Source organism: Paenibacillus sp. WG02, assembly GCF_055396115.1.
On sequence record NZ_AP036016.1, the window covers coordinates 116,537 to 131,098 of the forward strand.

The 14,562-nt window shown below is 43.8% G+C and carries 14 protein-coding genes; all 14 read left to right on the forward strand.

Features of this window, described 5'->3' with window-relative positions:
- Window positions 1-26: 26 nt before the first annotated feature.
- Complete coding sequence (gene flgK, locus ACBP55_RS00535) at window positions 27-1,472, forward strand: flagellar hook-associated protein FlgK (protein WP_464648989.1); 1,446 nt, start codon at window positions 27-29, stop codon at window positions 1,470-1,472.
- Window positions 1,473-1,507: 35 nt separating this feature from the next.
- The gene (gene flgL / locus ACBP55_RS00540) at window positions 1,508-2,407 is read left to right on the forward strand and encodes a flagellar hook-associated protein FlgL (protein ID WP_464648990.1); all 900 of its coding nucleotides are present in this window, start codon (window positions 1,508-1,510) and stop codon (window positions 2,405-2,407) included.
- 24 nt (window positions 2,408-2,431) lie between these two features.
- On the forward strand, window positions 2,432-3,001 hold the full coding sequence (locus ACBP55_RS00545) for a DUF6470 family protein (protein ID WP_464648992.1): 570 nt from the start codon (window positions 2,432-2,434) through the stop codon (window positions 2,999-3,001).
- 79 nt (window positions 3,002-3,080) lie between these two features.
- A complete protein-coding gene (fliW, locus tag ACBP55_RS00550) occupies window positions 3,081-3,536 on the forward strand; it encodes a flagellar assembly protein FliW (RefSeq protein WP_464648993.1) in 456 nt (151 codons plus the stop codon).
- Between the two features lie 5 nt (window positions 3,537-3,541).
- Complete coding sequence (gene csrA / locus ACBP55_RS00555; RefSeq protein ID WP_464648994.1) at window positions 3,542-3,772, forward strand: carbon storage regulator CsrA; 231 nt, start codon at window positions 3,542-3,544, stop codon at window positions 3,770-3,772.
- Between the two features lie 173 nt (window positions 3,773-3,945).
- The gene (locus ACBP55_RS00560) at window positions 3,946-5,538 is read left to right on the forward strand and encodes a flagellin N-terminal helical domain-containing protein (protein ID WP_464648996.1); all 1,593 of its coding nucleotides are present in this window, start codon (window positions 3,946-3,948) and stop codon (window positions 5,536-5,538) included.
- Window positions 5,539-5,837: 299 nt separating this feature from the next.
- Window positions 5,838-6,248, forward strand: coding sequence for a flagellar protein FlaG (locus ACBP55_RS00565; protein WP_464648998.1), 411 nt, complete (start codon window positions 5,838-5,840; stop codon window positions 6,246-6,248).
- A 23-nt stretch (window positions 6,249-6,271) separates the two neighbouring features.
- On the forward strand, window positions 6,272-8,440 hold the full coding sequence (gene fliD / locus ACBP55_RS00570; protein WP_464649000.1) for a flagellar filament capping protein FliD: 2,169 nt from the start codon (window positions 6,272-6,274) through the stop codon (window positions 8,438-8,440).
- A gap of 34 nt (window positions 8,441-8,474) precedes the next feature.
- A complete protein-coding gene (gene fliS / locus ACBP55_RS00575; RefSeq protein WP_464649002.1) occupies window positions 8,475-8,891 on the forward strand; it encodes a flagellar export chaperone FliS in 417 nt (138 codons plus the stop codon).
- Complete coding sequence (fliT, locus tag ACBP55_RS00580) at window positions 8,884-9,225, forward strand: flagellar protein FliT (RefSeq protein WP_464649004.1); 342 nt, start codon at window positions 8,884-8,886, stop codon at window positions 9,223-9,225. The genes fliS and fliT overlap by 8 nt, the downstream gene beginning before the upstream one ends.
- Before the next feature lie 395 nt (window positions 9,226-9,620).
- Complete coding sequence (locus ACBP55_RS00585; protein ID WP_047682118.1) at window positions 9,621-9,818, forward strand: cold shock domain-containing protein; 198 nt, start codon at window positions 9,621-9,623, stop codon at window positions 9,816-9,818.
- Between the two features lie 167 nt (window positions 9,819-9,985).
- Window positions 9,986-10,534 carry a ribosome hibernation-promoting factor, HPF/YfiA family gene (hpf, locus tag ACBP55_RS00590; protein WP_464649006.1) on the forward strand — a complete coding sequence of 183 codons (549 nt, stop codon included), beginning with the start codon at window positions 9,986-9,988 and terminating at the stop codon, window positions 10,532-10,534.
- 248 nt (window positions 10,535-10,782) lie between these two features.
- Window positions 10,783-13,302: a preprotein translocase subunit SecA gene (gene secA, locus ACBP55_RS00595; RefSeq protein ID WP_464649008.1), complete on the forward strand. Its 2,520-nt coding sequence runs from the start codon at window positions 10,783-10,785 to the stop codon at window positions 13,300-13,302.
- 69 nt (window positions 13,303-13,371) lie between these two features.
- A protein-coding gene (gene prfB / locus ACBP55_RS00600) for a peptide chain release factor 2 (protein ID WP_127527829.1) occupies window positions 13,372-14,485 on the forward strand; the annotation gives its coding sequence in 2 pieces (ribosomal slippage) (window positions 13,372-13,443 and window positions 13,445-14,485; 1,113 coding nt in all).
- The last annotated feature ends 77 nt before the right edge of the window (window positions 14,486-14,562 follow it).

Genomic DNA, 14,562 nt, shown 5'->3' on the forward strand with positions numbered 1-14,562 from the left:
CAAGTAGGGCATAGGAGAGGTAAACCATGAGATCGACTTTTGGCGGTATTGAAATATCCAAGCGGGGGATCCTTACACAGCAAGCTGCACTAACAACGGCTGGACATAACGTCGCGAATGCCAATACGCCGGGCTTTTCACGTCAGGTTGTCAAAATGGTTGCCGCTGAACCTATTGAGGCATTAAGTTTAAACCGTTCAACCATTCCTGGTCAAATGGGACAAGGTGTCGAGTTCACAGAAGTAAAACGAATCCGTGAAGCGTTTCTCGACAAGCAGTATGCGAACGAGAATAAGAGCTTAGGGGAATGGACCGTTAAACAAGATACCTTGGAAAAGTTGGAGGCCATCATTAATGAGCCTTCGAATACAGGACTTCGTCAAGTATTGGACAACTTCTGGAATTCTTGGCAAGAGCTTAGTAAGCAGCCGGACAATCTTGAGACTCGGGCGGTTGTGAAGGAAAGTGCTTTAGCTGTAACGGATGCCTTTAATCATGCGGCTAAGCAACTTAAGGATCTTTCATCCGATTTGAACGACAATATCACTGTTAAAGTAACGCAAGTGAATACGACACTGAAACAAATCGCAGGACTGAACAATGAGATTTTCCGTGTTGAAGGATTGGGTAATAATGCGAATGACCTTCGTGATCAACGTGACTTGCTTGTTGACGAGCTGTCCAAGATCGTCAACGTGTCTGTACAAGAAGAATCTAGCGGCTACCATGTGAAAATGGGGAATCAAGATTTGGTTGTTGGTGATACTCCAACAGATTTCACCGATGCTACAGCAGCATCAGCTTATCCCGCTGATTTGAATAGTGGTGAATTATATGGTCTTATGTACTCTAATGCTCGTTATGTGGATGAGTACAGAAACCAATTGAACTCTATGGTTTCAACGATTGTAACAAACGTAAACGATATGCACAAAAAAGGTTATACCTTGCAGGATCCACCGACCAAGGGTGGCGATTTCTTCGCTCCGGTTGCAGACTTCAGCACAGCTGCAGAAACGATGAAAGTAAGTACAAATATTACGGATAGTGTGGAGCACATTGCTGCTTCCTCTAGAACATATACAGATGCTAATGGCGTAGAAAGAGTTGTTAAAGGGAACAACGAAAATGCGCTTGCGCTTGCAGGCATCAAAAATACGAAGTACAATTTCGATGGTTCTGGGGTTACGAAGATTATTCTCAACGGCGGTACGTTTGACGAGTTCCTTCGTGCTGTTGTCTCGGAGATCGGGGTTCAAACGCAAGAAGCACAGCGGCAAGTTTCGAATCAGAAAATTCTCGTGGACCAGGTTGATTCTAGACGTCAATCCGTCAGCGGTGTCTCCCTCGATGAAGAGATGGCTGACATGATTAAATTTCAGCATGCGTACAATGCTGCTGCACGTGCTTTGACCACATTCGATGAAATGCTCGATAAAGTAATTAATTCAATGGGAACAGTAGGCAGATAGTTTACTAGACATTTTAGATACGGGGTGAAATTGCAATGGCACTACGCGTAACGCAAGGCATGCTTAACACACAATTGCTTCGCAATTTGAATGGTAATTTGTCTCGTATGGATAAATTGCAAGATCAACTTTCGACAGGACGTCGAATTAATAAGCCTTCGGATGATCCGGTAGGAATCAGTTTCTCCATGCGTTATCGCAGTGAACTTGAAACGAATGATCAGTACCAACGCAACGTGGATGCTACGGTTTCTTTCCTTGATTACACGGATACGATGCTGGATCAAACCGGTAGTGTTATGCAGAGAGCGCGTGAGCTTGCTGTTCAAGCAGCGAATGGAACGAACTCGACCGAATCGTTGGATGCTATGAAAACAGAGATTGATCAGTTATATGGACAGATGACGAACATTGGAAATAGTCAATTTAATGGTAAATTTGTCTTTAACGGCCAAATAACAGATAAAGCTCCATTTCCTGACCCCGACAAAGCGGCTAACGCTGTGACGGACAACGGGGAAATCAAGTTCGAAATTGGTGCTGGTGTACAAATCGCGATGAACAAGACAGCTGAACAGGTTTTCGGTAAATCTGGCGATCAGAATAATGCTTTTCAGATATTGAAAGATTTGTCCGCTTCACTTGCGTCTGGAAATAAGACAGGTATCCAAAATTCTATTGAACTTATGGATCAACGCATGAGTGGTGTTCTTGGAGCAAGAGCAGACGTCGGCGCTAAGACGAATCGGATTCAACTTGCTGAGGACCGATTGAAGGACATTGGGATCAACTTGCAAAGCTTGCAATCCAAAACAGAAGATGCGGATATGTCTTTGGTCATTACAAATCTTAAAATGGAAGAGAACGTATATCAAGCGTCGCTATCAGCCGGCTCTAAAGTTATCGTTCCTACACTAGTTGATTTTTTAAAGTAATATAATACTTAGGAGGCGGTTGTAATGCCAAGTATCCCCCAAATACAAATAAGCCAGCAACCGGCTCTAATTGGGATAGATGCTGACCTGGGCACACAGAATATCAGGCAGCCGCGCCCTACTTACGAAATGCAAGTGGAGCAGCCGAAGTTGGAAATTCGCCAGCCTCGCGGTGAACTCGAGATTGACCAGAGCCGAGCTTGGGATGCACTAGGTCAAGGCCCCATTCTTCAAGCGATGAGTCGTATTTATTCGCAATCGCATGATATTGCCATGCAAGGAATAGCTCGTATTGTCGAAAATGGTAACCGCATGGCAGCTATACATTTAGGTGGTAATCCTATTGCTGAAATTGCTAAGGATTTAAGTATTAGTCATCCGGAATTTAATTATTACGGGGAAGCCTCTATTGATAATGTTGATATTACCTATACACCTCATAAAGCTGAAATTAGCGTAACGGACGGTAAAGTGAATGTTAATGCGCGTGTAAATCCGCCCGAGATTGAATACAATCGGGGAAAGCTTGATATTTATATGAGGCAATATCCTAAAGTTGAGATTACCCCACCGCAAATTGATTTCAAAACATAAAGCGTTATAATCAAGCTATAAAATGATTATATCGCTTTTTTAGCTTGAAGAGATCAATGTTGAAGGAGAGAAACGTTTCATGAAAATAAATACTTTGTTTTTCGGTGAACTAAAAGTAGAAGAAGCTGAAATCATTATATTTGCACAAGGTATCCCAGGGTTTGAAGAACTTACTAAATTTATTTTAGTACAGCCTAAAGAAAGTGCTCCTTTTTCATATTTTCAGTCAATACAAGAGGGGGATCTTTCCTTTTTAGTGACTGACCCATTTATCTTTTTTAAAGAATATGATTTCATTCTGCCTGAAGCCTTGCAGGAGGAATTGAAAATCGAACAACTAGATGATGTACAGGTCTGGTGTGTTGTTACTGTGGATGAGGATTTTACTAAGATTACCTTGAATCTGTTAGCGCCAATTATTTGGAATGTGAAAGCCCAATTAGCTAAGCAAATTATCCTGCATGACTCTGAGTACAAAGTAAAGCATGAAGTCGTCATGAGTGAACTTAATGAAGCAACCCAAGGGAAGGGGTGACGCGCATGCTGGTATTGGCAAGGAAAAAAGGAGAATCGATTATGATCGGCGATCAAATCGAGATCGTCATTCTCGGTACCGAGGGAGACACTGTTCGTGTCGGTATTAAAGCTCCCAAGCATGTCGAAGTTTATCGCAAAGAAATCTACCAACACATCCAGGAATCCAATAAAGAGGCAACAACTCATAAAATTAGCCCAATGAATCTTAGCAAACTAATCAACAAAACCAAGTAAACTAGGGTGTCGGCCACAGGTCGACATTTTTTTTGTTTTTGCTATAAACTTTTGGAATAGCTTCGACGATATATATATCAATGGCGAAAAAGTAGGGCGGCCGACCTACTAGATAGCCTAACTAACATCCACATGGACGTGGATGAAACGAACCTTCAGGAGGAAGAAAACAAATGAGAATTAATCATAACCTCGCAGCAGCGAACACGCACCGCCAATTGACAGCGAATTCAGCTGAGTCCAGCAAGTCCCTTGAGAAATTGTCTTCCGGTCTTCGCATCAACCGCGCAGGCGACGATGCTGCAGGCCTTGCGATCTCCGAGAAAATGAGAGCACAAATCCGCGGTTTGGATATGTCCGCTAAGAACGCTCAAGATGGTATCTCCCTGATTCAAACTGCAGAGGGTGCGTTGAACGAGACTCACTCGATTCTCCAACGTATGCGCGAACTGGCTGACCAATCCGCTAACGGAACGAACACAGCTGAAGACCGTAAAAACCTTCAAGATGAGGTTACGCAGTTAAAGTCAGAGGTTGACCGTATTGGTAACACAACTGAGTTCAATACACAAAAATTGTTGAATGGCGCTTTGAAGTCTGCTGGTGGGGCGAGCATTGGTCAAAACACAACTACCGGTTCGACAGTTGGTAAACTTACGGGTGGTCAAATCAGCGGTGCGCTGACTAACGCAGTCGCTGGAGATTTTAAACAAGAAACAATTAACATTGATGGTAATGATATCAATGTTAATTGGCAAGATCTTAATACGGATGAACAGGCTACTTTGAAGAATGCAGCCACTGATGCAAACTCAATGAATAAAGCTGCTGCATTAGTAGTTGATAAGATCAATCAGGCTATTGATGCCTCCGGCAAAAACGTAGCCCACATTAGTGGCTACAGCGATGGCACAAACCTAGTCATTCAAAGTGGAAGCACTGGTACCGATTCAAATGTTAAAGCGGGTGCCGCTGGTGTGTTATTCGCAATGACTGCTGGTGCTGCTGGTGTGTCTACTGCTGGAACTAACAACTATAACGGTAAAAACATCGCGGGTGGCGCTTCTGACCTCTACGTCAATGGTACACTGCTGAAAGTGACAATCCCTGCAGTAAATAACGGGGATACAATGAAAGCGACCGCAACTGCTCTTGAAACTGCAGTTAATGCTGCCATTACTGCCTATAATACGGCTACGGGCAAGACTACAGGTCAAGATGGTTTCCTAGAAAAAGTAACATTAAAAGCAACAGATGACGGCAGATTCAGCATAGCTAGCCAGAGCGGCCCAGTTGAACTGAAAGACAGAGTAGGTCAAACGATGATCTCTGACCTTGGCTTGTCCTCTGCTCAGACAGAAGCTGCAGGTAACGGCGGAATGACCTTCCAAATCGGTGCGAACAAAGGCCAAAGCCTTACATTCGGTATCGGGGACATGCGTTCAGCTGCACTTGGTATCTCTGGTGTAGATGTATCTACAGCATCTTCAGCTTCCAATGCATTAACATCTTTGGATAGTGCTATTAGTAATGTATCTTCCCAACGTTCCAAAATGGGTGCTGTACAAAACCGTCTGGAACATACAATCAACAACCTGCAAACAGCTTCCGAGAATCTGACAGGTGCTGAGTCCCGTATCCGCGACGTAGACATGGCGAAAGAAATGATGAACTTCACAAAGAATAACATCCTTTCTCAAGCTGCTCAAGCTATGTTGGCTCAAGCAAACCAACAGCCTCAAGGCGTACTGCAATTGCTTCGTTAATTCTAGTCAATAAGAAAGAAACCTTAGAATTTCTAGGGTTTCTTTTTTTGTACGCCCAGCATGGGCGTCATCTCTAGGGTGTTCGACTAGCCAAGCTAGGTACAACAAGCCGGTGTTAGGGGATCATACTACCGATGAGTGAGGGTAACAAAACCTCACGGAGAGAAGGACCTTCTTTGTTTTTATGAATATTAGGAACTCTTCATAAGAGGAGTAAATAATTTTAATATAATCTAAAGATTAATCTTGATTCATCCGATATATAAGATATATGTATATCTTCGGATGGAGGTTATTCTATGAGTATTAATTATCCTGTCGGTGGATTCGGGAGTACTGGATCAGATAAGACTGCCTCTGAGCCAGTGGCAAAAACTCATAAGGTAGAGGGTACTGGATCTGACACAACGGCGTTTATTCCAACCTCTGTCACCAATATCAATGAACTCAGACAAGCTGAACTACAAGGGGAGAATGTAACAATCAGTGATGTTCAAGTAGTAAAAGCTATAGAACATGCAATCAAAGCAATTCAAGGCAGATCGACTTCCCTTGAGTTTTCCATTCATCAAAAAACAAAACTCATTTCTGTTAAAGTGTTGGATAAAAATACTGGAGAAACCATACGTGAGATTCCGCCGGAAAAGAGTTTAGATTTTGTTGCAAAGCTGTGGCAAATGGCTGGAATTCTGGTTGACGAGAAAAGATAAAACGAAGGCGGTGATTAGGATCTATGGTAACTCGTTTAAATGGCTTTTCAAATACAGGGATTAATATTGATGATACAGTAACCAAGCTTATGAAAGCAGCCAGAATACCACAGGATAAGCTCAAGCAGCAAAAACAAACATTGGAATGGCAGCGTGATGATTACCGCTCAATCAATACTAAAATTATGAGTTTTCGCGATTTAGCATTTAATATGAAGCTTCAGTCATCTTATCAAACGAAAAAGGCTACATCAGCTGATGATAGTAGTGTTAGCGTTACTGGAACAACTTCCGCTACACAGGGAAACTTTTCCTTAAAGGTCGATAAATTGGCGACAGCTGGAGCTGTGACATCAGGATTACTGAATGCTGCAGCCAAGGGGACTGATACTCCTTTATCTAGTTTAGGGTTAACGGGGACTACAACACTAACAGTTGGCGGATCTAAGGGAACAAAGACCATTGAAGTAAAACCTACCGATACTTTAGGTAGTTTAATATCATCGATTAATAATAGTTCAAGTATAACAGGTGTAAACTTAAGCTATGACGCTTCTATTGATAAGCTCTTTTTTACATCATCCTCAACAGGGTTAGCCAGCCAAGTTAATCTAAGTATGAAAAGTATTGGGGGAGCTTCACCTATTGCCGATCCTTTGGCTTCTGTTCTTAAAATCGGGGGAAGTGCTCCTGGTACTACAACAGCTTCAACTGCTACAGGCACGAATAATTTTGCTGGATCTCTGTTGATAGATAGTTCTTTATCAACAAATAAGACAGTAAGAGTCCACTTTGGTGGTACGACCGCAGATTTTACAATTGATAAGACTACAACATTTGACAAATTAATATCTGACATAAATAAGTCTGCTATTGGTACTGCTGGGGTTACGACATCCTTAGACAGTAATAATAACTTAAAGTTTTCAGATGCTTCTGTCACACTATCAGACCAAAATGATGATGCCACCAAAGTACCTAGTCAACTAGTTACGCCAAATCCTAGTTTGGCAGTTCCATTAACGACCTTGATAGATCAGAATCTAACAACAACCAATACATTAAGGGTTAAGGTCGGTTCTACAACGGCTGATATTAGTATCGATAAAACAACAACAATTGGGAAACTGGTAGATGCTATTAATAGTTCTGCAATAGGAAAATTAGGCGTGTCTGCTTATTTAGATAGCAGTCATCATCTTGTGTTTTACAACCCTGATGATAGTGTAGCCAACAAAGTTGTACTCACAGATGAAAAGGATAATGCAGCCAATGTTATCCCTCAACTTGCACTTGGTGCTCCGATAGCAGGACAAAGTTATACGAAGGTAGGAAAAACAGGTGATCAGGCTGAGGTTCTGTTTAATGGTGCTACCGCTAAATACGATACGAATTCATTCACTATTAATGGATTGAATTTCACGGCAAAGAAAGTAACTAGTTCAGCGATCGACGTTAATGTTAGCGGCGATACAGATGCCGTGTATTCAAGTATTAAAAACTTTATAGATAAATATAATGACCTTATAGATACCATTAATACAAAAGTTACTGAGAAGAGATATCGGGATTATTCGCCATTAACGGATGACCAGCGCAAAGATATGAAGGATGATCAAATTACGGCGTGGGAAGCCAAAGCTAAAAGCGGTATGCTTCGCAATGACGATATTTTAAACCAAGCGCTATCAAGTCTTAGAAGTTCTTTTTCGAACCCAGTTACTGGACTACCATCGGGAGATGCCAAAAGTCTAGCTGATATTGGAATATCTACAAGTGTGACGATTGGTGGAGTTGTTTCTGGGAGCTACTTAGACAAAGGGAAACTCTATATCGATGACGCGAAATTAAAGAAAGCTATTGCGGAAAAACCGGATCAGGTTATGGCTCTTTTTGTTACGGATGATAAACTTAAAGATGTAACTAGTGGTGATGGTATTGCTACACGGCTTAATAATTTAGCTACTTCTATTGTTAGTAAAATTACAACTAAGGCTGGTGTAACTTCCAGTGTTGATACAGGTTACACTATTGGAAAAACGACAAGAGATATTAATAAAAGAGTCGATGATTGGACGACGAAATTAGATGCTCTTCAAACGCGTTATTATAACCAATTTACAGCTATGGAAAAATACATTAATCAACTTCAAGCACAAAGCGCACAGCTAACACAACAAATGGGCGGCTAAAAAGAGTCCTACTTTACACTAGGGGGAAATAAACATGATTCAGGCCCAACGTAATAAATACTTGGAAAACACGGTTCAAACAGCAAGCCCAGCGCAGTTGCTGCTGATGCTTTGTGATGGAGCTATTCGTTTTTGCCGTGCGGGTATAGAGGCTTTGAAAACATCCAACTACCAAGACGCTAACACCAACCTAGTCAAGGTACAGGACATTATTAGCGAATTCTCCATTACGATTGATCGTAACGCTCCGATTTCCGGCGACTTGTTGAGGTTGTATGAGTACTTTACACACCGACTAATTGAAGCAAATATGAAGAAATCGGTTGAACCTGCTGAAGAAGTGCTGGGTTATCTTATTCAGTTGAAAGAAACATGGATGCAAGCGGCTAAGCAGGCTAATAGTGGAAGTGCAGCAGCAAGTTCAACACCAGCCGGAGCGATGCATGGATAAGCTAGTTAGTGAACTCGAGCAGCTAACGCAGCAGGGACTGGCTGAGCTCGTTACGATGGATGCAGAACATCTATCGACTTTTATGGAGCAACGAAGCTCGATTATGGAGGCTCTGCTGAAGGCAACGAAGGAGAAGACAACACGTGATAAGGCTGCTTACAAGGAGCGGATTCAAGCTATTGTTAGTTTAGATTCTATCTTTCTAAGGAAGCTGGAACAATTTCGTGATGAAGCTAGCGCACAGCTTGCTAAGCTGGATACAGGTAAGACTCAACGGAATGCTTATGATAGTCATTATGATGATGAAAGCTACTTTTTTGATCGAAAAAAATAAAGATATTCACAGAACCTTTTGCCGCGGCAAGAGGTTTTTCTTTATTCATCTGTTTTTTCTAATTTCCAGTTAAACCTGTGGACAAGCAATCCCGGCAAAACCCATTTGTGCATAAACCAACCATAATGAACCCCGGTTATCCCAAATTCGTTCCTCACAACCTGTGGATAATGTGTACAATTATGTGCATAACTTTGTTGATAAAATGTAAAGAAGCCCGATACGACAAGTTTTTACAAATTTCGCAGTTATCCACGGCTTGTATATACCCGAATTTTCAAAATATTTCATCAAATGGTAAGTTAGAAATTGACAGGTCAAGCGGGCTGGTGATATAGTCGAAAAGTAAGGGCTTACATTTTATTATTTTTTAAAACGAAAGGAATGTGTACGTTATGCAAGGTAAAGTGAAATGGTTTAATGCAGAAAAAGGTTATGGTTTCATTGAGCGTGAAGATGGCGGAGATGTATTCGTGCATTTCTCAGCGATTCAATCAGAAGGCTTCAAAACGTTAGATGAAGGTCAGGCTGTAGAGTTCGACATCGTAGAAGGCGCACGTGGGCCGCAAGCCGCTAATGTAAGCAGAATCTAAGCTTCCGGTACGTTTTGTGCCGATTGAATACATCTATGAACTAACTAGCACCCTGGGGCATGCTTCTGGGGTGTTTTTTTGCGTAAATCGTAAGATCGGAATTTAAAGGAATTATGAAGATGGGGGTGGAATGTAGTATAATGTAAGCAGGAAGGGAGATGTTGAACATGGAAATTAGCATTCGCGGAGAACACCTTGAAGTAACTGAAGCCCTCAGGGACTATGTCGACAAGAAATTGAACAGACTAGAGAGGTATTTTGAAGCTCCCCTTACATCTGATGTACAAGTAAAGCTGAGTGTAGTTAAAGGTTTACAAGCGATTGAGGTAGGTATCCCCTTAACAGGCGTGCTGCTGCGAGCTGAAGAACGCAACAATGATATGTACGCGTCGATCGATTTGGTCGTGGACAAGTTGGAACGCCAGATACGTAAGCATAAGACGAGGACGAATCGAAAAATTCGCCAAGAAGGCGGCAAGCGTGATTTATTTAAGGTTGAAACATCGCCGGTCACTTATTTGGAAGAGGAAGATGATTTTGAATTGGTCCGCAACAAACGCTTCGATTTGAAGCCGATGGATGTGGAAGAAGCCATTTTACAAATGAACTTGGTTGGTCATAATTTCTTCGTTTTTTCGAACATGGACACGGATCAAGTCAATGTAGTTTACAAACGTGATGACGGCAAGTATGGTCTGATTGAGCCGGCTGTTTAATAAGAAAGCGGAGCAATTCGAGACATCCCTATATCAAAAAAATGAGCTTGATTCGATTTTGTCGAATTAAGCTTTTTCTCATGCATGCAATCAGGACATCGATTCAATACTATAGAAAAAAGGAAAAACGTGATCTTTTCATCCGCCTTGGACGTTGTGTATCGATGTAGAAATGGTCATTTGTTGCGGCAAGACCGTCAAAAGTGGTACAATTTAAGGATACGAATGCAAGGGAAAGGGGTTCACCGATGCTAGGACTAGTGAAGAAAATTTTTGGTGATTCCAATGAACGGGAAATTAAACGGATGCTCAAGGCTGTTGATTACATCAATGACCTTGAAGCTAGTATTAAGCCGCTGTCCGATGAGGAATTGAAAGGCAAGACTACTGAGTTCAGAAACCGCCTGGAAAAAGGTGAGGAACTGGATGATTTGCTACCTGAAGCGTTTGCTGTTGTTAGAGAAGCGGGTTTACGTGTATTAGGTAAACGTCATTACGATGTTCAGCTCATTGGGGGTATGGTGCTTCACGAAGGCCGTATTGCCGAGATGAGAACAGGGGAAGGAAAAACGCTCGTTGGAACACTCCCTGTCTATTTGAATGCTTTGCTTGGCAGAGGCGTACACGTGGTTACGGTCAATGATTATTTGGCTCAACGTGACAGCGCCGAAATGGGTCAGATCTATGAATTCCTTGGTTTGACGGTTGGGGTTAATCTACATGATTTATCCCATGAGGAAAAGCAAGCGGCTTACGCTTGTGATATTACGTATGGTACGAATAACGAATATGGTTTTGACTACTTGCGTGATAACATGGTGCTTTACAAAGAGCAGATGGTTCAGCGTCCGCTTTATTTTGCGGTAATCGATGAAGTTGACTCCATTCTGGTCGATGAGGCGAGAACGCCGTTGATTATTTCGGGACAAGCAGCTAAGTCGACAGACTTGTACTACGCGGCTGACCGTTTTGTGGCTAAGTTGAAAGAAGAAGAGGATTACACGATTGATATCAAAGTGCGTTCCGTGGCTCTTACTGAAGAAGGGGTAGCTAAAGCGGAGCGGGCATTCGGCATTGAGAACTTATTCGATCATCAGAATGTGAATATCAACCATCACGTGACTCAAGCGCTTAAGGCTCGTTTCATTATGAAACGTGATGTGGATTATGTGGTACAAGAAGACGAAGTCATGATTGTTGATGAATTCACGGGCCGTATTATGACAGGCCGTCGTTATAGTGATGGGCTGCACCAAGCCATTGAGGCCAAAGAGCAGCTGCAAGTTCAGAATGAGAGTATGACGCTGGCGACAATTACATTCCAGAACTATTTCCGGATGTACCGCAAACTGGCGGGTATGACAGGAACAGCGAAAACGGAAGAGGAAGAGCTCAAGAAAATTTACGGTCTTGAAGTTATCATTGTTCCGACGAACCGTCCGATGATCCGTAAGGATATGCCGGATGTTGTTTATAAGTCAGAGATGGGTAAATTCAGAGCTGTTGTTGAGCAAATCGTAGAGCGTCATAAGCTGAATCAACCGGTACTTGTAGGTACGGTGTCTATTGAGAACTCTGAGAAATTATCGGAGATGCTCAAAAAGAAAGGCGTTCAGCACAAAGTACTCAATGCGAAGTATCATGCAGAAGAAGCTGAAATCGTAGCACGCGCAGGTCAACCAGGCTCTGTAACGATTGCAACGAACATGGCAGGCCGCGGTACGGACATTGTGCTCGGTGAAGGCGTACATGATGCAGGCGGGCTGCATATCATAGGTACAGAACGTCATGAAAGCAGACGGATCGATAATCAGCTGCGTGGACGCGCAGGCCGTCAAGGTGACCCTGGTTCTTCCCAGTTCTACCTCTCCCTTGAGGACGAATTGATGAAACGTTTCGGCGCTGATAATATTATGGCGATGATGGACCGCTTGGGTATGGAAGAAGATCAACCGATCGAAAGTAAATTAATTTCTCGTGCAGTCGAATCGGCCCAAAAGCGCGTTGAGGGTAACAACTTCGACGTTCGTAAAGTCGTTCTTCAGTATGACGATGTCATGAATCAACAACGGGAAATTATTTATAAACAGCGCCGTGAGCTGCTGGAGTCCGAAAATATTCGTGAAGTCATCGAAGGTATGATCAACGCGGTTATCGAACGCATCGTGAAAGCACACTGTCCGGAGGAGCAAATTCCGGAGGAGTGGGAGCTTCAAGAAGTGGCTAACTTCGTGAACAACAACTTCTTAACTGAAGAAGGCCAGATTACGGATCAAAATCTTTGGGGCAAAGAACAAGAAGAGATTATTGACTACATCAAAGATCTTGTTAGCAAACGTTATGATGAGCGTGAAGCTGAGATCGGTGAAGAATTCATGCGTGAATTCGAAAAGGTCGTTGCTCTTCGTGCAGTAGACAGCAAATGGATGGATCACATCGATGCGATGGATCAGCTGCGCCAAGGTATTCATCTTCGTGCTTACGGCGGAACGGATCCGCTGCGTGAGTATCAATTCGAAGGCTTTGAGATGTTCCAAGAAATGATCGATAATATCCGCGAAGAAGTCGCGATGTACATCATGAAGGCTCATGTACAGAGCAACCTGGAGCGTCAAGCGGTAGCCGAAGGTCAAGCGGTGGACACGAAGAACGAAGCTGGCGGGAAGAAACCGCTCGTGCGCGGCGATGAGCAGCGTATTGGACGCAACGACCCATGCCCATGCGGCAGCGGGAAGAAATTCAAGCAGTGCCACGGACAAGGTAGCTAAAGCTAAGCTGCTAGCTAGCTACCATGATCTGTATAACCTAGGCACGAGAGAATAAATGAGGTGCAAGACATGCTGGAACCAGAAGTAAAACAGGATTTAAGAGAGACAGCAAAGCGACTAACCGAATTACGGGGGTCTCTTTGACTTAGATCATAAGCTTGAAGCGATCGGGGATTTTGAGGAAAAAATGGGGGCGCCGGACTTCTGGGACGATAATGATCGTGCCCAGAAGACCATCGCAGATCTCAACGCCATCAAAAGTGTCGTCGATCAGTTCCAAGGCTTCTCGAACGAGTTCGACGACCTGCAGGTCATGGTCGAGCTCGAGGAAGAGGAGAGCGATGCCGGCCTAGCGAAAGACATTGAAGCAGGCATCGATGCTTTGAAGAAGAAGCTCGAATCCTTCGAGCTTGGCTTGCTTCTCAATCAGCCATATGACCGGCTGAATGCGATCCTGGAGCTGCATCCCGGTGCGGGCGGCACCGAGTCGCAGGACTGGGCGGAGATGCTGCTGCGCATGTACCGCCGCTGGGCGGAGAAGCGGGGCTACAAAGTCGAGGTCCTCGACTATTTGCCCGGCGACGAAGCCGGCGTGAAGAGTGTCACGCTGCAGATCACAGGCTTCAACGCCTACGGCTATTTGAAGGCGGAGAAGGGCGTGCATCGGCTCGTCCGGATCTCGCCGTTCGACGCCTCCGGTCGTCGTCACACCTCGTTTGCGTCGTGTGACGTCATGCCGGAGATCGAGGACGACACGGACGTAGGTGAGATCCGCTCCGAGGATCTCAAAATCGACACGTACCGCGCAAGCGGCGCCGGCGGTCAACACATCAACACCACGGATTCGGCTGTGCGGATTACGCACATACCGACGGGTGTCGTGGTGAGCTGTCAGCAAGAGCGCTCGCAGATTAAGAACCGCGAGAAAGCGATGAAGATGCTTAGGTCTAAACTCTACGAGCGGAAGATCGAAGAGCAGCTGAAGCATCTCGCAGAGATTCGCGGCGAGCAATCTGACATTGCCTGGGGCAGCCAGATTCGTTCTTATGTGTTTCATCCTTATAGCATGGTCAAAGATCACAGAACTTCAGCGGAAACTGGGAATATTGGCGCAGTCATGGATGGAGATCTCAATATGTTCATCGATGCTTATCTGCGTCATCAGATCCGGAAGCCGGAGTAGAACGTATGCACAAGAGCTTTGTACTGGAAGAGCTTGGTGCACGGAACACTCAACGCAAAACGCATACATGGAGCTAT